Origin of the sequence: Gordonia phthalatica (genome assembly GCF_001305675.1) — a bacterium.
In the GTDB taxonomy this organism is placed as follows: Bacteria; Actinomycetota; Actinomycetes; order Mycobacteriales; family Mycobacteriaceae; genus Gordonia; species Gordonia phthalatica.
In genome coordinates this window covers 154,860-176,297 of sequence record NZ_CP011853.1, presented here as the reverse complement: position 1 = coordinate 176,297, position 21,438 = coordinate 154,860, and the positions used below count along the sequence as shown (strand labels likewise).

Genomic DNA, 21,438 nt, shown 5'->3' with positions numbered 1-21,438 from the left:
GGCGATCGAGCGGCTTCGGCGACCTGCCGAAGCCGCTCGAGTCGCGGTGCGGGACCTTGTCATTCAATCGACACCGTGAACAGGACGGATTCGCCGCGACCCGTTTACGCTCATCCGCATGAAACGTGTCGTGCTGACGCTGATCGCCGTGCTCGTCACCGCCGTCGGCCTCCTCTGGCCCGTGATCGCGAACGCCGGATCGGGTTCGACCGACGCGGGCGTCGACCCCGTGGTCATCACCGACTACGCCGCCGATCTCACCCTCGCCGACAACGGTCGGCTGACGGCGACCGAGACCCTGACGACCGAGTTCCCCGGCTGGGACAAGCACGGCATCTTCCGGTTCTGGGATGTGGCCGACGCCGCCGATGCCGAGGTCCGCTATGTGCCGCAGGACATCAGCGTCACCATGGACGGCCAGTCCGTCCCGTTCGAGATGTCCTCGGAACAGGGCGGTCGATTCAAGGTCGCGAAGATCGGGGACCCCGATTCGACCGTTTCCGCGGGCACGCACACCTACCGGATCTCCTACCGCGTCGACGGCACGATCCGCGACGGCAATCCCGGCTCCTTCATCTGGCGCGTAATCCCCAACGGCTGGAAGATGCAGATCCTCAAGAGCACCAGCACCATCCGGTTCCCGGCGGCACCGACGTCGTTCGAGTGCCGCGTGAACGACGGGTCGCCGTGCACCGTCGGCGAACCCGACGCGTCCACCCGCACCGTGACCACGGGCGCGCTCTCGCCGACGACCGGCGTCGCGGTGAAGGCCGGCCTGCCGTTCGCCGGTCCCGGGCAGGATCGTCGACCGTGGGGCGTCAGCATGGATCCGGTGCTCGGTTCCTCGCCCGCCGTCCCGATCACGGCGGTGATCATCTCGCTGCTCACCCTCGGAGCGGGCCTGTTCTGGACCAGGCGCAGCCGCGAAGACACCCCGCTGCTCCCGGTGATGTTCGAGCCGCCCGCCGACCCGCAGAGTCCGAAGCGGTTCCTCGGGCCTGCGGCGACGCACTTCGTCATCCACGAGGCGATGCCGAAGAAGGCGCTCATCGCGACGCTCTTCCACCTCGCCGAGCAGGGCCACATCGGCCTCGAGCGCGCCTCGTCGACCGACTGGACCATCACCGCACGGATGTCGGCGTCCGAGTACGCCGCGCTCGACGGCCCGTCGGCCGTCGTGATGTCGGCCCTGGGCCTCACCGCACGGGGCGCCACCTTCGCCGCGGACGGCTCCACGGAGGCGGGCGAGAAGTTGAAGGGTGCCACCGACCAACTCACCAAGACGACGAAGTCGTGGGCCCTGACCACCGGCGTGCTCCGGCGCAGTCCGTTCGAGATCATCGGGCGGGTTGTCGTCGGCGTCGCCTTCGTCATCGGCGCGCTCCTGATGGCCTTAGGCTTCGTCCCCACGATCGTCGGCCTGCCGTTCGCGGCGTTCATGATCGGCGGCGTCGGCCTGCTGCTCGCGGGCGTCGGCACCCGCCGCACCCGCCTCGGCCGACAGGTCTGGTCCCGGGCGGGCGGATTCGAGCGGCTCCTGTCGACGCCGTCGAACCAGGACCGGCTCGACTTCTCCGCCCGCGAAGACCTGTACACCAGCTTCATCCCGTACGCGATCGCGTTCGACTGTGCTGACGCATGGGCCGCCAAGTACCGGTACACCACCGGCCAGGAACCGCCCGACCCCGTCTGGCTCCCCGGCCTCTACTACGGCGCCGGCGCTCACGGTCTGATGAGCGGCGGAACGTCCGGACTCGACAGCTTCGAGTCGAGCCTGTCCTCCTCGCTGTCGGCGTACAGCGCGTCGCAGTCGTCGTCGAGCGGCGGCGGTGGGTTCGGCGGCAGCTTCAGCGGTGGAGGCGGCGGCTCGTGGTGAGCGCGCTCGAGGTGAGACTAGATTTCAGCAGCAGTACCCCGAGAGACAACCGAGTCCCCCGAGAGAAGGAAACCCCATGATCTGGGCCATCATCGCCATCGTCGTGATCGTCGTCCTCCTGGCCGTGTTCGCCATGGTCGGCTTCAACAAGCTCCGCAAGGCGGACATCGTCGCGCAGGAGGCGCTCGGCGGCATCGACGTGCAGTTGACGCGTCGCGCCGACCTGATCCCGAACCTCGTCAACAGCGTGAAGGGGTACGCCGCTCACGAGGCGGGCGTCTTCGAGGCGGTGACCGCTGCGCGCGCGACCGTCCAGAACGCGGCGCACGCCCCGTCGGTGGCGCAGAAGGCAGCCGCGGACGCGCAGATGAGCGGCGCTCTCGGGCGACTGTTCGCCGTCGCGGAGAACTACCCGCAGCTGCAGGCGTCGGCCAACTTCCAGTCGCTGCAGACCGAGTTGGCCGACACCGAGAACAAGCTGCCGTTCGCGCGCCAGTACTACAACGACGCGACCTCACGCCTCAACCAGCTGGTGCAGACCATCCCGTGGATGTTCTTCAAGGGCATGGCGAGCGTCGGCACCCGCGAGTTCTACCAGGCTCCGGCCGGTCAGCAGCAGCCCCCGCAGGTGCAGTTCTGACCGACGCTCGTCAGGACGGGCACCACAGCGCGAGGCTTCCTCCGGCCAGCGGCCCGATCCGGCGGCCGTCCAGCGGATCGCTGACGCACAGCTGCGAATAGTGATCGCTCGGGCCGAGGGTGCGTGGATTCAGTGTCACGATGTGGCCCGTCCCGAGTCTCGCCGAGGATCGCCCGAGCGTGCCCTGCGTGGCGAAGGCCTCCGGCAGCGGTGATCCGAGGAAGCCGTATCGCAGCGAGCCCGGCTTCCCCTCTCGCGGGGAGTGGAGTCGCCGGAGTACCGGGATGTAGTTCGTCACCGGCTGCGGCGCGTACACCGTCTGCCTTCGCGTCTCGACCCGCTCGTACACCTGTACGCCGACGGTGAAGAGCTGGTCGTAGACGATGTCGCCGAGTTGGTCGACGCGATGCGGCGTGGGCGGCTGGGCCGCTGCCTGCGGGGCGCTGCCGAAGACCAGCCCGACCGCGGCGGCCGAAACCAGCATGGACACCGTGGCACGTCGCCGTGCTCGTGACGTCATCAGACACCGTCCTCGGGGTGATCCGGCCACCCTGACGGTCGCCGCGCGTGCGCCTCACCCTACGCGCCGAATCCGACAAACGGCGTGCCGTCGACCAACTCGGACAACGGTCTTTCACGGCTCCCAGCGCTCGCTCCGACTGGGATACCGGACGCGCAGGTAGCTGTACAGGTAGCTGCTGATCAACAGGGCCAGCGCCGCGCCGACCGCCCACCACATCCACCCGTTGAGCAGGCCGGAGCGGACCGCGGCCACCAGCCAGGCGAAGACGAGGATCGGCGTCGCGATGACGGCGACGACCCGCACCGTCAGCACGACGGCGGCCGCCGCCGACCACACCGCGCTCGGTCCCCCGGATTCCGGGTCATTCCCCATAGACGAAAGCCTATGCGAGGCGGGCACAATGGAGCGATGAAGACGATCCTCAACATCCTGTGGCTGGTGCTCTGCGGCTTCTGGATGGCCGTCGGGTACGTGGTCGCGGGCATCCTCTGCTGCCTCCTGATCATCACCATCCCGTTCGGGATCGCGTCGTTCCGCATGGCGAACTACGCGCTGTGGCCGTTCGGTCGCACGGTGGTCCGCCATCCCCGGGCGGGTGCGGCGTCGACCATCGGCAACGTCGTCTGGATCATCGTCGCCGGCATCTGGTTGGCGATCGGCCATCTCACCACCGGGATCGCGCTGTGCCTGACGATCATCGGCATCCCGCTCGGCATCGCGAGCTTCAAGATGATCCCGATCTCGCTGGTGCCGTTGGGCGCCGAGATCGTCTCCACGAACGATCCGCGCGTCGCGTACTGACCGACGGAACCGACCGCGGTCGACCCTCGACGACGACCGTCCCCGGTTAGGGTCGTGGTGGGTCCACCCGCCCCGGACCGTCAGCACCGTTCGACCGAAAGGCGTCCCATGCACATCGACCTCTCCGGCCGCACCGCCCTCGTCACCACCGGATCCACCCAGGGCATCGGCCTCGCCATCGCCACCGGACTCGCGGCCGCGGGGGCGCGCGTCGGCGTCAACGGTCGCAGCCGGGATCGGGTCGACGCCGCGATCGTCGAGATCCTCGCCCAGGTCCCGAGCGCCGAGCTGGTGCCGGTGGTGGCCGACGTGACCGACGAGGCGGGCGCCGAGAGCGTCGTCGGACAGTTGGGCCGGGTGGACGTCCTGGTCAACAACCTCGGCATCTTCGGGGCGGCGGAGCCGCTGGAGATCTCCGACGACGAGTGGCGCCGCTACTTCGACGTGAACGTGCTGTCCGCGGTACGTCTCACCCGACTGCTGATGCCTGCGATGATCGAGAACGGGTGGGGTCGGATCCTGGTGATCAGCAGCGACTCGTCGATCGTGACGCCCGCCGAGATGATCCACTACGGCGTCTCGAAAACCGCTCTGCTCGGTGTGACGCGCGGTTTCGCGAAGGCCGCCGCGGGAACCGGGGTCACCGTGAACTCGGTGCTGGCCGGGCCCACGCACACCGGGGCGTCGAAGACTTCGTCTACCAGCTCGTGGACCCGGCACTCCCCTGGGAGGAGGCCCAGCGCGAGTTCATGCGCCTGCACCGCCCGCAGTCCCTGCTGCAGCGCCTGATCGAGCCGGAGGAGATCGCGAACATGGTGGTCTACCTCAGCTCGCCACTCGCCTCGGCGACGACCGGTGGCGCCGTCCGCGTGGACGGCGGCTACGTGGACTCGATCCTGCCGTAGGCCCCCGACGTCAGCCGATCGCCGCCTGGACGTTCCAGCGCACCGCCCCGAGCAGATCGCGAGCTCGTTCGGCGGGGGTGTAGTCCGTGCGCAGCGCACCGGCGGCCATCGCCAGGTCCAGATCGTTCCCCACCGAGCTGAGCACCGTGTCGAAGTCCCGTCGAATCGGCGCGTGCAGGTCGTACGACAGCCGGCGGTGCAGGCGAGGGAACAGCGGCTTGAACAGTCGAGCGCGGTCGTGCAGGCCCGAGGAGTACGACATCCCCGCCTTCGGCCTGCTCACGATGTAGTCCGGGAGGATGTCCCGGAACGCCTCGCGCACCAGCCACTTCTCCTGCTCCCCGGCCGTCTTCATCGACAGCGGGATCCGCATGGCCAGCGCGATCATCTCCCGATCGAGGAACGGCACGCGGGTCTCGACGCCCTGCCCCATGCTGGATCGATCGACCCGCTGCAGCTCGGTGCGGCCGAGATTGAGCAGCTTGTGCGCGAACAAGCGGTCGCCCTGCTCCTCGCCGATCTCGTGGTACATCGGATAGCCGCCGAAGAGCTCGTCCGATCCGTCGCCGGTGAGAACGATCTTGATGCCCGTCTCCTGCACCCGGGCGAACAGCGGTATCGACACGATCGCGTTGATGACGTCGCCGTACTCAGTCAACTCGCCCATGCGGATCGCTCGGCGGATCTCCCGCAGCCCGATCTGACCGGGGTGCATGGTGATCACCTCGTGGCGGACTCCGAGTTCGGCCGTGAGCCGGCGGGCGTACTGCAGGTCCTCACTGCCCGGCGTCCCGATGGTGAATGCGACACAGTCCGGATGCTGCTCATGAACCTTCGTCAGGACCAGGGAGCTGTCCAGGCCGCCCGACAGCACGACGCCGACCGGCAGATCAGTCGCCATGCGGATCCTGATCGACTCGTCGAGGGTCGACCGGATCAGCTCGATCGCCGTCTCCGGGGAGTCGATCAGGCCGAGCTCTCGGCGGGCGTCGAACAGCTCGAAGTGCGGCACGAGCACGGGTCCCGATTCGCCGCGGGTGGATCCGTGGTGTCCGGGCGCCACCTCGTGGATCGGCGAGCCGAGACCGACGAGGGCTTTCACTTCGGAGGCGACGTGGAAACGGCCGTGCCGCCATGCGTAGTAGAGCGGCTTCACCCCGATCGGATCACGGGACAGGTAGACGTCGTGCGTCTCCAGGTCGAGGATCGCGAAGGCGAACTCGCCTCGCAGCCTCCGGGTCCCCTCCGGACCCCATTCGCGGAATGCTTCGAGCACCACCTCCGTATCGGACTCCGACCGGAACTCATGACCCAGCGCGCGGAGCTGCGCACGCAGGTCGTCGTGGTTGAAGATCTCCCCGTTGAAGCACAGGACCAGGGAACCGTCCGCGGACCGCCACGGTTGAACCGCGCGGTCCCGATCGACGATCCGCAGCCGTTGCGTGCCTGCCACCGCGCCGGGGAACGCGGCGCGCTCGTCCACCTCGCCGCGGCCGCCGATGGCCGCCATCAACGGTCGAGATGACGCGGTTCGACCCCGTCACCGACGATCAGTGCGATTCCACACACGTTTCAGTTCTCCGTTCTCGCGTCGAAAGCAGCTCTCAGGGCGGGGACCGTGTGCGGCGCCGGGCACACGTGCCAGGCGGCGCCCTCATCGATGACATTCATCTCTCCGCGGTCCCGTCGCTCGAGGAGCACCTGGCGGTGTCAACTCGTCGAAGCAACGTTCTCCTTCAGTAACTGTTCGAAGACCTCCCTCGGGGTGTAGAAGCCCAGGCACTGGCGTGGCCGTTCGTTCAGTTCGCGGGAGATCGCTTCCAGGTACAGCTGGTCGGACGGGATCTCGGTGCCCTTCGGCAGGTACTCACGGATCAGTCCGTTGGTGTTCTCGTTGGTGGGCCGCTCCCACGGCGAACGCGGATGGGCGAAGTAGATCGGCAACTCGGCAGCAACGGTCACGCTGGCATGCTCGGCCATCTCGGTGCCTTGATCCCACGTCAGCCCCTGTCGCATGAACTCCGGTAGTCCCCGCAGGTGATCGATCAGCACATCAGCGACCCCGGGCGCCTTCTTCCCGTCCGGCAGCCCCAGGACGAGCGTGTACCGGCTCGTGCGTTCGACCAGGGTCACCGCGGCGGACTGGCCAGCTTTCCCGACGATCAGATCGCCTTCCCACCAGCCCGGCACTCGCCGATCGGTCGCCGTCTCGGGGCGGTCATCGATGCTGACCATGCCCACAATCCGCGCCGACCGCTCACCAACGGACTTACGCGGCTTACGCGTGGTCCGCTTGGACTGCAACAGGATGCCCTGAGCAGCCAACTCTCCCTTCGGCAGAGCATAAATCCACCGATAGATCGACTCATGCGACACACGGCGCCCCTGCGCGCTCGGCGAACCCTTCATGGGATACACTGTGGGTACTTCGGCCTCGAGTTTCAACCGTCCCGCGATCTGCCTCGGCGTCCGCGATCTCGACAGATCCGCCCGCACCCGGTCGGCGAGCACCGAGTCCGCATCGATCGCCCGTACCTGCGGACGGGCCCGACGCGCCCGTGCCTGCGTGTCGGCGTGCACCACCTGATACGCGCCCGTCTTGGTGGCGTTGCGTTTGATCTCCCGCGACACCACCGACTTGTCCCGCCCGATCTGCTCGGCGATCGCTGTAATCGTCATCCCGGCCCGCCGTCCGACCGCGATCTCTGTCCGATCCGCCGACGTCAGCATCATCCGCCCCAACCCCACCAGGCTCTCCTACCGCGTCACCCGCAACCCCTCGTGGCCTGCAGTGTTGCTACGACGGTATGACACCGCCCCTCCTTGAGGAGACCGTCGGTGCCGACGCGCTCCAACCAGCGGACTGCGACATCGGCCCCGTAACCGATGCAGTGAGAACTCGGCCGCATGGCCGAGTAGCCGAGATCTCGGAGGTGATTCTGATGGGAGACACTGCGGACGGCACTGTTCACCCAGACACCGGCCCTACCCCCAGACGTATTGGGGCCTCCGCAAGAATTCTGATAGTCGTCCGCGATCTCGTTGAGGAGTTCGACGACTTCTTTCCGCGCACGGGGATAGCGCATCCCCGCCCCGGGCGGGCCCGTGACGATCGGCAGGCGCCGGGCGACTCCACGCACCACACGATGCGCCGCCGTGGTCGCTTGCCGCCGGTACCGGAATCGCAGCGATCCCGCCGCTCTCAGGGCGTCCAGATCTTCGAGGTCGACCGCTTCCATCACGTCTCGCGACGTCTCGTACTCGGGCCTCTCGCCCCACCACGCGACGTCCACCTGATGCAGCAACAGAACGCGGATCAAGCTCGGCAGATCACTCGCTGAACTGCGTGTACTGGGCGTATACGCAGCCGCTTCGCCGCTCAGGCTCCGCACCGCTCCGTCGTACCCCTCCGGGTGACACGCCAGCACCTGCACGATCGCCGGCTCCCCCGCGACGAGATCTGACAGGAGTCGCGCCGCGCGGTCCGGTGAGTCCTCGTGGGCGAGGCGTCCGGCGACCGAGTCCACAGCATCTCGATACTCGAGCAACACCGCCGGATCCACTCTCATCGAGAACGCCCTTCCCAAAGTCCACAATCCGCGCACACCGAAGTCGTCGAACACTCCGCCGACATTCGACGGAATCCTCCGACAGATAGCGCGATAATCATTCCCGCATCGGCGCCCTCGGCGACGCGGAATCATCAACACTTCGAAATGAAGACTACCGATCGAATAGCCTTCTGGCACCCTTCGATCGCGTTTACTCGCGTCTAATTCGTCACTGATTCGACGAATTCAACAAGCCCCTATTGTTGCTCGCCAATCAGCATTTGTGAATGCTCTCTACAGATGCGAGTAATTCATTCTGTGGGGGCATTCTCGTCACCGGCGGCGGGCGACGCCTTCTCGAAGGCCCGCACCGCCGATCCGACACCCGGGTAGACGCTGTCGGCCGAGAGGTCGGCCATGATCCGCGCGGTCTCCAGCGACTCCCGCAGTTCGGGCGTCACGCCGGCGAGGATGAACCGGGCGCCGACGGAGTGGACGAAGTCGATGAGGTTCTGCAGCACCGCCGCGGCCGAGTAGTCGACGTCGGAGATGGCGGAACAGTCCAGGACCAGCCACTTCACCGGGTCCGGCGCGCCCTTCACCAGGGCGGTCACGTCGTCGTTGAAGCGGCCGACGTTGGCGTAGAAGAGGTCCGCGTCGTACCGGAAGACGATGAGTCCGGGCAGCGTCTGGTGGCCGGGCTTGGCGCTCTCGTAGCGGCGCTGCCCGTGGTCGCCGAGGCCGACGACGAACCGCTCGGGTCGGTACTGGCGATGGATGATCTGCAGCAGCGACACCACCATCGCGGCGATGACCCCGGTCAGCACGCCGAAGACCACCACCATGCCGGTGGTGAGGACGGCGATCGCGAACTCCACGTGTCGGATCCGCCAGATCCGCGCGAAGCCTTTCCAGTCGATGAGGTCGACGCCGACCATGAACACGATGGCGGCGAGGACTGCGTCGGGCAGGTGACCGAGCGGCCCGGACGCCACCGCGACGACGAGCAGGGTCGCGGCAGCCATCGTCAGGTTGGCGACCTGGGTGCGACCGCGCTGCTGATCGACGATGGCCGTCTTGGTGGGACTGCCGTTGACGACGAACGATCCGGTCAGCGCCGCCGACACGTTGGCGGCCGACAGACCGAGGATGTCGCGGTTCACGTCGATCGGGTCGCCGTGCCGCTGCGCGAAGCTGCGCGCGGTGGCGGCGCTCTGCGCGAGGATCACCAGCAGGCAGCCGAATGAGATCGTCAGGACGGTCGGAAAGTGCGCGATCACGTCGCTCACCGACGGGAATCGGATCGACGGGACGCCTGCGTCGATGTTCCCGACGGTCGGCACCCATCGGCCCAGGTCAAAGACCATGACGGCGACGATCGATCCGACCACCACGAGGATCGGCATCGGCAGCGACGGTCGCAGCTTCTTGACGCCGACCAGCCCGATGAGGGTGGCGACGGCGAAGACGACGGCCTGCCAGCGCACCTCGTCGAGATGGCGGAAGACGGCCAGCCATTTCCCGACGACGTCGCCCGCGTCGTGTTTCGGCTGGCCGAGCATGCCGGGAACCTGTTCGGTCAGCACGAGGACGCCGACGCCGGCGAGGAAGCCGACGAGTACGGAGGTGGAGAGGAAGTCGCCGAGGAAGCCGAGCTGCAGGACCCACGCGATCACGAGGAGGACGCCGGTCACCAGCGCAATGAGCCCGGCCCACGCCAGCCACTCCCCCGTGTCGGGTCGCAGGCCCGCGATGCCGAGACCGGCGACGCCCGACGCGAGCAGTGCGGCGGTTGCGGAGTCCGCACCGACCACCAGCAGTCGTGAGGCACCGACCAGTGCGAACACGATCGCGGGCACGATCAGCGAATACAGGCCCGCGCCGAGCGGGACGTGCGCGATGGAGCTGTAGCCCATCGCCTCCGGAATGGCGACGGCCGCGAGCGACGCCCCGGCGAGGACGTCGGCTCGCAGCCAAGAACGCTGATAGCCGCTCAGCGCGGGCGGAAGCAGTCGAGCGAACCGCTCAGTGACCACGACGAATCCACTCGTCGAGGTCACCCGCCTCCGAACCCACCGTGGTCTCGTCGCCGTGCCCGGTGCAGACGCGGGTCTGCGGGTCGAGCACCAGAATCCGGTCGCGGATCGACGCGATGATGTCGTCGAAGCTCGAGAACGAGCGTCCTGTCGCGCCGGGGCCGCCCTGGAAGAGGGTGTCGCCGCTGAACAGGACCTGCTCGGACGGCGCCCACACGACGCACGACCCCGGCGAGTGGCCGGGTGTGTTGATCACTTCCAGTTCCTCGCCGCCTACGGCGATCTTCTGCCCGTCGGACAGTTCGCCGTGCGGAACGCCGGGATGAGTCTGCTCCCACAGCATCTCGTCGGCGGGGTGCAACAGGATCGGCGCCCCGGTGGCCTCGGCGAGTTCGGGGGCGACACCGATGTGGTCGTTGTGCGCGTGTGTCAGCACGATCGCGACCACCGTCCGGTTCTCGACGGCCGCGAGGATCGGTGCGGCGTCGTGCGCGGCATCGATGATCACGGCCTCCGCGTCGTCGCCGATGACCCAGATGTTGTTGTCGACGTCCCAGGTCCCGCCGTCGAGCGAGAAGGTGCCCGAGGTGACGACGCGGTCGATGCGCAGGCTCACAACTCCACCACCGAACGCAGGACGCGGCCTTCCTCCATGGCCTTGAACGCGGCGTCGATGCCGTCGATGCCGATCCGCTCGGTGACGAACTTGTCGAGCGGGAGTCGTCCCTGCAGGAACAGGTCGATGAGCATCGGGAAGTCGCGTTCGGGCAGGCAGTCGCCGTACCAGGACGACTTCAGTGCGCCACCGTGGCTGAAGAAGTCGACGAGCGGCATCTCCAGGCGCATCTCCGGCGTCGGCACGCCGACCAGCACGACGACGCCTGCGAGGTCGCGGGCGTAGAACGCTGTCTTGTACGTCTCCGGGCGGCCGACGGCGTCGATCACCACATCGGCGCCGAATCCACCGGTCAATTCCTTGACGGCTTCGGCGACGTCCTCGATCGCGGACGCGTCGATGGTGTGGGTGGCGCCGAGCTCGGTGGCCCAGACGAGCTTGTTGGGATCGCGGTCGACGGCGATGATGGTCGTGGCTCCGGCCAGCTTCGCGCCGGCGATCGCGGCGTCACCGACGCCGCCGCAGCCGATGACGGCCACGGAGTCGCCGCGTCCCACGTTGCCGGTGTTCATCGCGGCGCCCAGGCCGGCCATCACGCCGCAGCCCAGCAGGCAGGCGACGGCGGGGTCGGCGGCCTCGTCGACCTTGGTGCACTGGCCCTCGTGGACGAGGGTCTTCTCGGCGAACGCGCCGATGCCGAGCGCAGGAGACAGTTCGGTGCCGTCGGTCAGGGTCATCGGCGCACTGGCGTTGAACGTGTTGAAGCAGTACCAGGGGCGACCGCGCTTGCAGGCACGGCACTCGCCGCACACGGCACGCCAGTTGAGGACCACGTAGTCGCCGACCTCGACGTGCGTCACCGCGTCGCCGACGGATTCGACGATGCCCGCGGCCTCGTGGCCGAGCAGGAACGGGTACTCGTCGTTGATCCCGCCCGTCGCGTACGCCAGGTCCGTGTGGCAGACGCCGCAGGTGCTCACCTTCACCACCACGTCGTTGGCGCCGGGGTCGGGGATCACGATGTCGACGAGTTCTGTGGGTGCGTTCTTGGTGCGGGAGATGACTCCCTTGACGACGGTGGGCACGAGGCCTCCTTGCGAGTTAGCCGAGGGCGGCGATGAGTTCTGCCTTCTTCATCGTCGAGTATCCCTTGATCCCGGCCGCCTTGGCGTCGGCACGCAGATCTGCGACCGTCTTCGCACTGTTCGCAGGCTTCGCGGCAGGCTTGGGCGCGGCAGCGGGCTTCGCGGCGGCAGGAGCCTTGGTCGCAGCAGGCTTGGCGGCAGCCGGCTTGGTCGCGGCTGCGGGCTTCGCGGCTGCGGGCTTGGGGGCGGCAGCAGGCTTCGAGGCCGACTTGGTTGCAGCAGGCTTGGTCGCAGCAGGCTTGGCAGCTGCCGGCTTGGCCGCAGGAGCGGGCTTGGCAGCGGGTGCCTTCGCCGCGGCAGGCTTCTTCTCGGCAGGCTTCTTCTCGGCGGCAGGCTTCGCAGCGGGCTCGGCGGCGGTCGGCGTCTCCTCTGCCTTCTGAGTGAGCATCGGGGCGAGCGGCGAGCGAGCGAGGACGGCGTCGCGGAGCGACACCACTTCACTCGAGAGTCGCGCGATCTGCTCCTCGAGTCGCTTGATCATCTTCTTCTTCGCACTCATCACTGGGGTCCCTCCACAAAGTCTTCGGTTCCAGCCGGAGTGTCCGACCGGCTCAATTGTGACCCTACTGGGACAAAACCCGAGGATGCGACCCGCCGGTAACCAGCGACACCTGTGTCACCGAGCACAGTTCAATGCTTGGAGAAGACCTCGGTCACACGCAGGTCGGGGTCCAGGACGACGACGTCGGCGCGCCGCCCGGGCTCCAGCACACCGATGTCCGCACGACCGAGGACCCGCGCCGGATTCCCGGAAGTCATTGCCGCACAGGCGATCAGCACGTCGTCGGAGAAGTGGTCGGCGTGGCCGCGCAGGCCGGCGGCGGTGCGTGCGAACAGCCCGTCCATGGTGGCGGTGCTGCCCGCGATGGCACCGGTCTCGCTCACGCGGGCGACGCCGTCGGTGACCGTCACATCGAGCGACCCGAGCTTGTAGGCGCCGTCCGACATGCCGGCCGCCACCATCGCATCGGTCACGAGGGCGACGCGGTCGAAGCCGACGGCCCGCTGAACGTCGCGCACCAGCGCCGGATGCAGATGGACGCCGTCGCCGATCATCTCGACCACCACGCGGGGGTCGTCCATCAGCGCGAGCGGCGGCCCCGGTTCGCGGTGCGTCAGCGGTGCCATCGCATTGAAGAGGTGCGTGGCCACGCGCGCACCGCGGTCCACGGCGTCGCGCACCTGGTCGTAGGTCGCGTCGGTGTGGCCCACCGCGACGGTGACGCCGGCGGCGACGAACCGGTCGATCGCCTCCGACGCTCCGGGGAGTTCGGGGGCGATGGTCACCATCGCGACGGTGCCGTCGGCCAGTTCCAGCACTGCGTCGATCTCGTCGAGCGTCGGATTCCGAAGCGCTCCCGGATCGTGGGCGCCGCAGCGCGCATGACTGATCCACGGCCCTTCGAGGTGGATGCCCGCGCTGACGCCCTCACGAACCAGGTCGCGGAGCCGTTCGACGATGACCAGCAGGTGTTCCGGTGTGGCGCTCACCGTGCTCGTGACGGTGGTCGTGGTGCCGTGTCCGCGATGGAAGGCGGCGGCCGCGCGGACCTCGTCGGCCACGCCGTCGGTGTACGACGACCCTCCCCCGCCGTGCACGTGCATGTCCACGAAGCCGGGGACGGCGATTCCGTCCGGGAAGTCCCGGTCGGCGGGCTGAGGCGGAGTGCCTGCGCCGACCTCGTCGATGACGCCGCCCGAGGAGCGGATCCAGCCGGGGCGGAGAACCCGGTCTCCCGCGACCACCGCGCCTGCACTGATGATCATGGTCTCGCCCACGCCCTGAGCCTCCCGTTGGAAAATGCGACGTCTCGCCGAATGCAGTCGGAGTCTATCGACAGACCATCCGCCACCACGGTGGATCGACGCGACGCGTACCGTCGGACAGGGCTCATCCGATCCGACCGATCGGACGAGCGACCGGGTGACCAATCGACCCTTTCGTGTTCCCCAGCAGGCACGAGAGACGAAACGTGAGTCCAGTCTCAAAGTCCTTGACCCCTCCCTCTCGCGCGCGGAAAGGTGGAGTCATAAGCCGCATGCGCGGTCGACCCCTTCTGGAGGTTCCCATGAGCACGACAACGTGGTTTGCCCCGTTTCTGCGTCCCGCACCCGTCGCCTTCGAGCAGTGGCTCGAGGCCAAGGCCGCCGACGGTCAGATCCTGACCGACTACACCTGGCTGAGCCCGCTCCGGATGACGTTCACCCAGTCCGCGCCCGCGAAGGTGCGCTACGTGGTGGAGCGGCGCGCCAACCCCGCGCCCGTCGACTACTACCGATTCCGCGAGGCCGACGGCTGGCAGCACGTCGGTCACGCCTCCGATCTGCACATCTGGAGCCGCGCCTACACCGACGAGCGTCCCGCCGGCTTCATCGGCGTCGACCTGGAGCGTCGGGCATCGCTGCTCGGTGTCGGCCTGGCACTGGTCGCGATGGTCACCCTGATCGCCGCCGTCGCCATGGCCGCAACCTCGATCGCCGTCAGTTCCTCGGCCGCCCTGTGGGTGCCGGCGATCGTTCTCGGCGTGATCGGCACGGTCGCCACCTTCGCCGCCGCGGCCTTCGCCATCTCCGAGCGGCAGGCGCGGGCCGACGACGTCGTCGCGACGCGCCAGCGCATCAACGCCTGACGCACCTTCTTCCGACCACCGACCGGATCGCGGATCTGCGTCCGCCGATCTTGTCGGTGGTCGTTGTTATCGTGGGGCCATCCTGCAGGAGGTCCACGATGGTCGATGCATCCGATGTCTTCTCCGAGTCCGCGTTCGACGCCGCGCTCGAACGGATCTGGGTCCGTTTCCGCTGCGAGCTGGCCGACCTCCTCGACGGTATGACCGCCGACCATCCGATCACCGTGTATGCGCTCTGGACCGAGATGTTCGGTCCGCAGCCCACCATCGCGTTCACGCACACCGGGAACAGTCGACTGCGACTCACCGTCGCCGCCCGCGATCTGTACCCGTACGGCCCCGAAGACGCCGAGCGCGTCGCCCTCCTGACTGCGGAGGGGTGGCGTTCACTTCGTGACGGGACGTGCATCCGCGAGTTCGCGCAGCGACGGGTCGACGCCGCCGCGATGGCCGCGCAGTACGCGCTCCGCGACGTGTGGGACGTCCCCGACCCCACCTACCTGGTGTCCGACCAGGACCGGGAGCTGCGGACCTTCGTGACCTCGCGAGCTGCGGCGCGCGAGCCGAAGATGCGGTGAGTCACGTGAGCAGGGTCGCGATCCCCGCCACGACGACGAAGACGATCACCAGTACGCGGAACCGGTCCTGACCCAACCGTCGGGCGATGCGCATGCCGATCGCGTTGCCCGCCATCGCGGCCGCCAGCACCCCGACGATCAACCACCACGGCAGATCCGTCGGCACCTTGCCGCCTGCAACGAGGACGACCAGCGACAGGCCCGTCGTGACCACGAAATAGCCCGCGAGGTCGGCGATGAAGGTGAGCGACGGCACCCGCGCCCACTGCATGAGCAGCACCGGAGGCGGACCACCCAGCGATGTCGTCGACGTGAGGAAGCCGCCGACCACACCCGTCGCGACAGTCAGCACCGACCCCGGCCGTCCCGCCCGTGCCGTCGGCAGCGCGAGCCAGATCCCGCAGACCACCGTCGCCGCCCCCGCGAACACACGGAGTCCACTCATCGGCAGCCAGGACAGCAGCGCGAGCCCGGCGAAGATCCCCGGGACGGCACCGAGACAGAGTTGGATCACGCGCTTGCGCACCATCGCCGAACGCAGTTGGACCGCGACCGCGGCCCGGGTGACGAATCCCGCGGCGAGGTTCATCGCCACCGCGACGGGCAGATCGACGCCGACGAGGAGCATCAGCGGGGTGCCGATCAGTGCGCTGCCGAATCCCGTGGCACCGCCGACGATCGCTGCGAACCACACACAGCCGATCCCCGCGACAAGCGCGCTCACGAAGGCTCCTCCTTCAGCACCCGTCGTCGGCCGACAGCCGTCCCAGGTAGCGCTCGCGTTCGGCCGAGCTCAGCGGACGGGTGGTCCGGCAGATCCAGGCGCGCGCGGTGTCGACGTCGGTGCTCTGCAGGTAGACCACGCCGGTGCCGTCGCCGGCGACCGGGTACACGGGGCCGTCGCTCAGGTCGGTGGGCAGCACCCACCGCGACACCGTGCGCGATCCGCCGAGGACCGGTGAGACCGCGGAGCCTTCGGTGAGCCGGCCGTCGTCGTCGAGCCGGAACTCGGTGATCTCGCGGGTTCCGCGGCCGACCATCAGGCTGGTTCCCGATCGGCCGATCGTGTCCGCGTACACGCCGTCGATCCGGCTCACGACGGTCGGCTCGTCTCCGTCGAGCTTCCAGACGACGAGGTCCTCGCCACCCGCCACCAGGTAGTTCGCGTCTCGCGCGAACAGCGCGGCCGACACCGGCTGCTCCATCGGCAGCACCGTGGCACGCGGTTCGGCGTCGCCGAGGCGATAGGCGTACGCGTTGCCGTCGTCGGATCCGACGACCAGTCGGCTGCCGTCAGCGGAGTAACTGACGCTGCGGATCAGGTCGGTGGGGCCGGTCAGCGGCGCGCCGACTCGTTTCGGCGAGGCGGGATCGCTGACGTCCCACCGTTGGATGGAGGTGTCGGTCTCGCCCGTCGCGAGTTCCCGCGTGCCCGATGCGAAGGCCACCGGGTAGGTGTAGCGGGTGTCGATGCGGAGGTCCCCGGCGCGCCGCGGGTGCTCCGGGTCGGCGACATCCCACAGTTCGACGAGCCCGCCGTTGTTGTTGGCGGTCGCGACCAGCGTGCCGTCGGTGGTGATCGCCACCCGGGGCCGGTTGTTGGCGCGGCTCTCGATGCCGATGCTCGACCGTCGACGCCAGGTGCCGTCGTGGTCGGTCCACACGTTCATACGGGCGTCGGCGCCGACGGTCACCAGTTTGGTGCCGGTGCCGTCCACGTCGACGCCGCTGATCAGGGCGCCGCGGTCGGGCAACAGGCCGGACGGGATGGTCCAGATGTCGATGCCGCCGTCGGATCGTCCCACCGCCAGCTCCTGCCCGTCGGGGCTGAAGGAGGTGCTCATCATGCGGGTGGCGCCGAGTTCCGGCGACCGCTGCAGGTCCCACAGCGGCAGCGGTCCCGATGCGGTCGACGTGTTCCACACGTGGATGACGCCGTCGAACCCGGCGCGCGCGAGGAGCGGCTGCTCGGGGTTGGCTGCGATGGACCACGACCCGGCGGTCACGCCCGGCAGCGCGGTGTCCTCGGGCTTCGGAGCCGCCGGATCGGCGACGTTCCACAGTTGGACGTTGGCGCTGTCGCCGGTGACGGCCAGCACCCGGTCGCCCGGCAGGAACGCCAGGGCGTGGGTGATGCTCGGGAATCCGGTGAGCGGCGCGCCTACCGGGCGCGGGGTGTCCGAGTCGGCGTCGCCCCACAGCCGGACCGTCTGGTCCTCGCCGCCGGTCGCCAGGACGGTGCCCGCGGAATTGAACGCCAGTGTGCGGACCGGACCCGAGTGGCCGCGCAGGACCGCGGTCTGGACCGGCGGCTTGTCGCCGTCGGTGCGATACACGACGACGGTGCCGTCGTCCGAGCTGGTCGCGAGATGCCTGCCGCTGGGGCTGAAGCGGGTCAGGTAGGCCGCACCCTCGCCGGGGTGGAGGGTCGCGATCTGTCGGGGCGCGCGGCGGTCGGCCAGGCTCCACACGCGCACCGTGCCGTCACCGCTCGCCGCCGCGAGCAGCCGAGCCGACGCGTCGAAGGTCACCGATGTGACGAAGGTGGTGAAGCCGCGGAGCGTCGCGACCGGGGCGAACGGTCGCGGCCGGCCGACGGCGCGTTCCCAGATGCGGACGGTGCGGTCGTTGCCCGCGGTGGCGAGGAGTCGACCGTCGCGGGAGAAGACGACGTCGTACACGGCGCCGTCGTGCCCGTTCAGCGAGCGCGCCAGCGGCGACATGTACGACGCGAGGATTCCGCTGCGGACCCGGCTGTCGTCCGGATAGTGCTTGTCGGCGACCGAGAGGAGCCGTGCGGCCAGCGACGGATCGGAGTTCACCAGGCCGTCGATGCTGGACATGACGGCCGTCCGCTCGGCCGCATTGCGCTGTCGGGCCAGGTCGGCCGACTGGCCCATCGCGATGACGGCGGTGACCACGGCGGCCACCGCCAGCAGGACCACGGCGAGAATGGCGCCGATGCGCAGCCGTCTCCGCCGCACCTGCTGCTGTTCCGCAGCGTCGAGGAAGGTCGCGGAGCCGGCGGGCAGCAGGACCTGCCGGTGCTGCCCGAGCCCGGCCCGGTTCGCGAGGGCGGTCTCCAGACGACCGCCGCTGTACAGGTAGTCGGGACGGTGATCGTTGCGGTTCCAGGCGTCGGCGTCGTCGGCGAGCTGCTGCCGCCACTGCAGGAGGTCCGCGTCGGCGGCGATCCAGTCGGCCATCCGCGGCCAGGACGACATGACGGCGTCGTGGATGAAGGTGACCGAGTCCGAGCTGACGGTCAGGAGGCGGGCGTCGGAGAAGGCGTCGACGATGCGCATCACCGACGGCGAGAACCGGTCGCGCAGGTCCGTCGGCGACACGGAGGCGCGCATCGGGGCGCGGCGCGGCCCGAACTGCACCAGGGCCAGCAGGACGGCGCGCGCCTCGTCCTGGTCGGCGGGGTCGAGGGCCGCCCATGTGGCCTCCGCGGTCTCGGCGAGCGCCGACGTGATGCCGCCGGACTCGCGGTAGGCGGCGACGGTCAGCCGATTGCCGGACCGCCGCGACCACATCACGCGCAGGGCGTGGGCCAGGAGCGGAAGGTGTCCGGCGCGGTCGCCCTCCGACGACTCCTGGTGCAGGTCGTCGATCATCAGGTCGGCGAGGCCGTCGTCGATCTTCCCGCCGGCCAGCGCCACGGGGCCGGTGATGGCGGAGCGGAGCTGCTCGTCGGACATCTCCGAGACGATCATCGAGCGGTCCTGCCACGCCTTCGCGAGCACCGGGTACTCGACGCACTGCCCGAAGAAGTCGGCGCGGATGCCGAGCACGACCACACTGCCGGCGTCGGAGATCTCCGACAGCCGGGCCAGGACACCGCGGCGCGCGGTCTCGTCGAGCGCGAAGATCTCCTCGAACTGATCGACGACCACCAGCGGAGTGCCCGACGGCACCGTCGGCTCGCCTGCCCCGGCCCGCACCGCGATCGGCGTGTTCCACGGCTCGTCGGCGCCGGCGAGTCCTGCGCCGAGCAGCGACGACTTCCCCGCCCCCGACACCCCGGTGACCACGACGATGCGGCCGGTCTCGGAGTCTCGGGCGCGTTCCAGGAGTGCCACCAGTGCGGCGACGGTGTCGTCGCGCCCGAAGTAGAGGTCGCGGTCGTCGGCCCGCATCGACGCCAGTCCCACGAACGGCGTCTCGATCCGCTGGACCGGTTCGTGATGTCGCCGCCAGAGCTCCCGCCACTGCGGCATCGACAGCAGGTCGTCGGCCCCGGCGTCCAGCGCCCGCAGGTTGAGCCACATGATCAGCGGCTCGACGGTCGCGAAATCGCGGGGGACGTGCCTGCCGTTGCGCCAGTCGCTGATCCGCTGCTGGGTCACTTCCGGGCGGCCGCGGCCGGACAGGCTCTCGGATGCTTTGCGCAGCGTCGGTTTACCGGCTTGGCGGAACAGATTCGCGAGCGCCGGACCGAACTCGCTCTCCGGCGGCAGCGTGGTCACAGTGAGAGATTATCCGAGGTCGCGGCGGTCGCCCGAAGGCGTTCACCCGTTCAGACGGCAGGCCCCTCGATCCGGTACGTAACGGGCATCTCTCCCCGCTGGCCCGGACTGCCTGACAGCGTGGTCAAACCCACAAAGTGGGACTGCGGTTTCATTCTCGACCGGCAGCGCCGATACAGTTGACTCCGGAATTGGCCCAGTGGACCGAAATTTTGTTGGTGTGCGCAGAGCCCAGCTCGTGCTGCGCGCCAGTTGGGAGAACAACACATGACTGCATGGGACAGCGATCTGCAGGGTTGCTACGACACGGTGATCCATCGCAATCCGGGTGAGCCCGAGTTCCACCAGGCCGTTCAGGAAGTCTTCGAGTCCCTGAGCCCCGTCATGCTCAAGCACCCCGAGTACCGGGACATCCTGACTCGCATGTGCGAGCCGGAGCGCCAGATCATCTTCCGCGTGCCGTGGATCGACGATTCGGGTCAGGTTCAGATCAACCGCGGCTTCCGCGTCGAGTTCAACTCCGCGCTCGGCCCGTACAAGGGCGGCCTGCGCTTCCACCCGTCGGTGAACCTGTCGATCGTCAAGTTCCTCGGCTTCGAGCAGATCTTCAAGAACGCCCTCACCGGCCTGCCCATCGGCGGCGGCAAGGGCGGCTCGGACTTCGACCCCAAGGGCCGCAGCGACCGCGAGGTCATGCGCTTCTGCCAGTCGTTCATGACCGAGCTGTACCGCCACATCGGTGAGTACACCGACGTCCCCGCCGGTGACATCGGCGTCGGCGGCCGCGAGATCGGCTACCTGTTCGGCCAGTACAAGCGCATCACCAACCGCTACGAGTCGGGCGTCCTGACCGGCAAGGGCCTGTCGTGGGGCGGCTCGCAGGTGCGTCCCGAGGCCACCGGCTACGGCGCCGTCTTCTTCGTCGACGAGATGCTGAAGGCCAAGGGCGACAGCTTCGACGGCAAGAAGGTCCTCGTCTCCGGTTCGGGCAACGTCGCGACCTACGCCATCGAGAAGATCCACCAGCTCGGCGGCACCGTGATCGCATGCTCGGACTCCTCCGGCTACGTCGTCGACGAGAAGGGCATCGACCTCGACGTCCTCAAGGAGGTCAAGCAGGTCCGTCGTGCTCGCCTGAGCGAGTACGTGGAGCTCCGCGGCAACGGCACCCGCCTCGTCACCGAGGGCACCCTGTGGCACGTCCCGGCCGACATCGCGCTCCCCTGCGCCACGCAGAACGAGCTCGACGAGAACGACGCCGAGGCGCTCGTCAAGAACGGCTGCAAGATCGTCGCCGAGGGCGCCAACATGCCCACCACCCCGGAGGCCATCAAGGTCCTGCAGACCGCGGGCGTCGGCTTCGCCCCGGGCAAGGCCGCCAACGCCGGCGGTGTGGCCACCTCCGCGCTGGAGATGCAGCAGAACGCCTCGCGTGACTCCTGGAGCTTCCAGTACGCCGAGAACCGCCTGAGCGACATCATGCGGACCCTGCACCACAACTGCCTGACCACCGCCGACGAGTACGACGAGCCGGGCAACTACATCCTGGGCGCCAACGTCGCCGGCTTCGTGAAGGTCGCCGACGCCATGAGCGCACTGGGCGTCATCTAGGTCGCGAAGAACACACGAATTTCGGCCCCCGAATCCATCTCTCAGATGGATTCG

At 68.6% G+C, this 21,438-nt stretch carries 18 protein-coding genes and 1 pseudogene; 7 read left to right on the top strand and 12 right to left on the bottom strand.

The window, feature by feature from the left end:
* Positions 1 to 118 precede the first annotated feature (118 nt).
* Positions 119 to 1,876, top strand: a complete 1,758-nt coding sequence (locus ACH46_RS00830; RefSeq protein ID WP_062391264.1) for a DUF2207 domain-containing protein — start codon at positions 119 to 121, stop codon at positions 1,874 to 1,876.
* Positions 1,877 to 1,952: 76 nt separating this feature from the next.
* A complete protein-coding gene (locus ACH46_RS00825; protein ID WP_062391263.1) occupies positions 1,953 to 2,516 on the top strand; it encodes a LemA family protein in 564 nt (187 codons plus the stop codon).
* Between the two features lie 10 nt (positions 2,517 to 2,526).
* Here the strand turns inward: ACH46_RS00825 and ACH46_RS00820 are convergent, their stop codons facing one another.
* Positions 2,527 to 3,036, bottom strand: a complete 510-nt coding sequence (locus tag ACH46_RS00820) for a hypothetical protein (RefSeq protein WP_226995717.1) — start codon at positions 3,034 to 3,036, stop codon at positions 2,527 to 2,529.
* A 114-nt stretch (positions 3,037 to 3,150) separates the two neighbouring features.
* Positions 3,151 to 3,411 (bottom strand): hypothetical protein, encoded by a 261-nt coding sequence (locus ACH46_RS00815; protein WP_062391261.1) that lies wholly within the window; start codon positions 3,409 to 3,411, stop codon positions 3,151 to 3,153.
* Positions 3,412 to 3,447: 36 nt separating this feature from the next.
* Here ACH46_RS00815 and ACH46_RS00810 point away from each other — a divergent pair, with 36 nt between their 5' ends.
* Together ACH46_RS00810 and ACH46_RS00805 are read left to right on the top strand one after the other, a co-directional pair.
* A complete protein-coding gene (locus ACH46_RS00810) occupies positions 3,448 to 3,840 on the top strand; it encodes a YccF domain-containing protein (RefSeq protein WP_062391260.1) in 393 nt (130 codons plus the stop codon).
* A gap of 108 nt (positions 3,841 to 3,948) precedes the next feature.
* Positions 3,949 to 4,745, top strand: a pseudogene (locus tag ACH46_RS00805) (SDR family NAD(P)-dependent oxidoreductase).
* A 10-nt stretch (positions 4,746 to 4,755) separates the two neighbouring features.
* Here the strand turns inward: ACH46_RS00805 and ACH46_RS00800 are convergent.
* The 8 genes from ACH46_RS00800 to ACH46_RS00765 all read right to left on the bottom strand — a co-directional run bounded on the left by ACH46_RS00800 (position 4,756) and on the right by ACH46_RS00765 (position 13,860).
* Positions 4,756 to 6,255 (bottom strand): asparagine synthetase B family protein, encoded by a 1,500-nt coding sequence (locus ACH46_RS00800; RefSeq protein WP_062391259.1) that lies wholly within the window; start codon positions 6,253 to 6,255, stop codon positions 4,756 to 4,758.
* Between the two features lie 200 nt (positions 6,256 to 6,455).
* On the bottom strand, positions 6,456 to 7,475 hold the full coding sequence (locus ACH46_RS00795) for an IS30 family transposase (protein ID WP_193392963.1): 1,020 nt from the start codon (positions 7,473 to 7,475) through the stop codon (positions 6,456 to 6,458).
* Positions 7,476 to 7,510: 35 nt separating this feature from the next.
* Positions 7,511 to 8,314 carry a DUF5715 family protein gene (locus ACH46_RS00790; RefSeq protein ID WP_157850979.1) on the bottom strand — a complete coding sequence of 268 codons (804 nt, stop codon included), beginning with the start codon at positions 8,312 to 8,314 and terminating at the stop codon, positions 7,511 to 7,513.
* Positions 8,315 to 8,607: 293 nt separating this feature from the next.
* Entirely contained in the window at positions 8,608 to 10,356 is a 1,749-nt protein-coding gene (locus tag ACH46_RS00785) for a SulP family inorganic anion transporter (protein WP_226995715.1), read from the bottom strand.
* On the bottom strand, positions 10,322 to 10,948 hold the full coding sequence (locus tag ACH46_RS00780; protein WP_062391256.1) for an MBL fold metallo-hydrolase: 627 nt from the start codon (positions 10,946 to 10,948) through the stop codon (positions 10,322 to 10,324). Before ACH46_RS00780 ends, ACH46_RS00785 begins: the two co-directional genes overlap by 35 nt.
* Positions 10,945 to 12,033: an S-(hydroxymethyl)mycothiol dehydrogenase gene (locus ACH46_RS00775; RefSeq protein ID WP_062391255.1), complete on the bottom strand. Its 1,089-nt coding sequence runs from the start codon at positions 12,031 to 12,033 to the stop codon at positions 10,945 to 10,947. The genes ACH46_RS00780 and ACH46_RS00775 overlap by 4 nt, the downstream gene beginning before the upstream one ends.
* 16 nt (positions 12,034 to 12,049) lie before the next feature.
* Positions 12,050 to 12,592, bottom strand: a complete 543-nt coding sequence (locus ACH46_RS00770) for a Rho termination factor N-terminal domain-containing protein (protein ID WP_062391254.1) — start codon at positions 12,590 to 12,592, stop codon at positions 12,050 to 12,052.
* A 131-nt stretch (positions 12,593 to 12,723) separates the two neighbouring features.
* Positions 12,724 to 13,860 (bottom strand): N-acetylglucosamine-6-phosphate deacetylase, encoded by a 1,137-nt coding sequence (locus ACH46_RS00765; protein WP_062394799.1) that lies wholly within the window; start codon positions 13,858 to 13,860, stop codon positions 12,724 to 12,726.
* 302 nt (positions 13,861 to 14,162) lie between these two features.
* On the opposite strand from ACH46_RS00765, the gene ACH46_RS00760 reads away from it, so the two are divergent.
* Entirely contained in the window at positions 14,163 to 14,723 is a 561-nt protein-coding gene (locus ACH46_RS00760; protein WP_062391253.1) for a DUF2812 domain-containing protein, read from the top strand.
* A 98-nt stretch (positions 14,724 to 14,821) separates the two neighbouring features.
* A complete protein-coding gene (locus ACH46_RS00755; protein WP_062391252.1) occupies positions 14,822 to 15,301 on the top strand; it encodes a TY-Chap domain-containing protein in 480 nt (159 codons plus the stop codon).
* Position 15,302: 1 nt separating this feature from the next.
* Here the strand turns inward: ACH46_RS00755 and ACH46_RS00750 are convergent, their stop codons facing one another.
* Both ACH46_RS00750 and ACH46_RS00745 read right to left on the bottom strand, forming a co-directional pair.
* A complete protein-coding gene (locus tag ACH46_RS00750; protein WP_062391251.1) occupies positions 15,303 to 16,025 on the bottom strand; it encodes a sulfite exporter TauE/SafE family protein in 723 nt (240 codons plus the stop codon).
* A gap of 13 nt (positions 16,026 to 16,038) precedes the next feature.
* Complete coding sequence (locus ACH46_RS00745) at positions 16,039 to 19,773, bottom strand: NACHT and WD repeat domain-containing protein (RefSeq protein ID WP_062391250.1); 3,735 nt, start codon at positions 19,771 to 19,773, stop codon at positions 16,039 to 16,041.
* A 267-nt stretch (positions 19,774 to 20,040) separates the two neighbouring features.
* Here ACH46_RS00745 and gdhA point away from each other — a divergent pair, with 267 nt between their 5' ends.
* Positions 20,041 to 21,384 carry an NADP-specific glutamate dehydrogenase gene (gene gdhA, locus ACH46_RS00740; protein ID WP_062391249.1) on the top strand — a complete coding sequence of 448 codons (1,344 nt, stop codon included), beginning with the start codon at positions 20,041 to 20,043 and terminating at the stop codon, positions 21,382 to 21,384.
* The last annotated feature ends 54 nt before the right edge of the window (positions 21,385 to 21,438 follow it).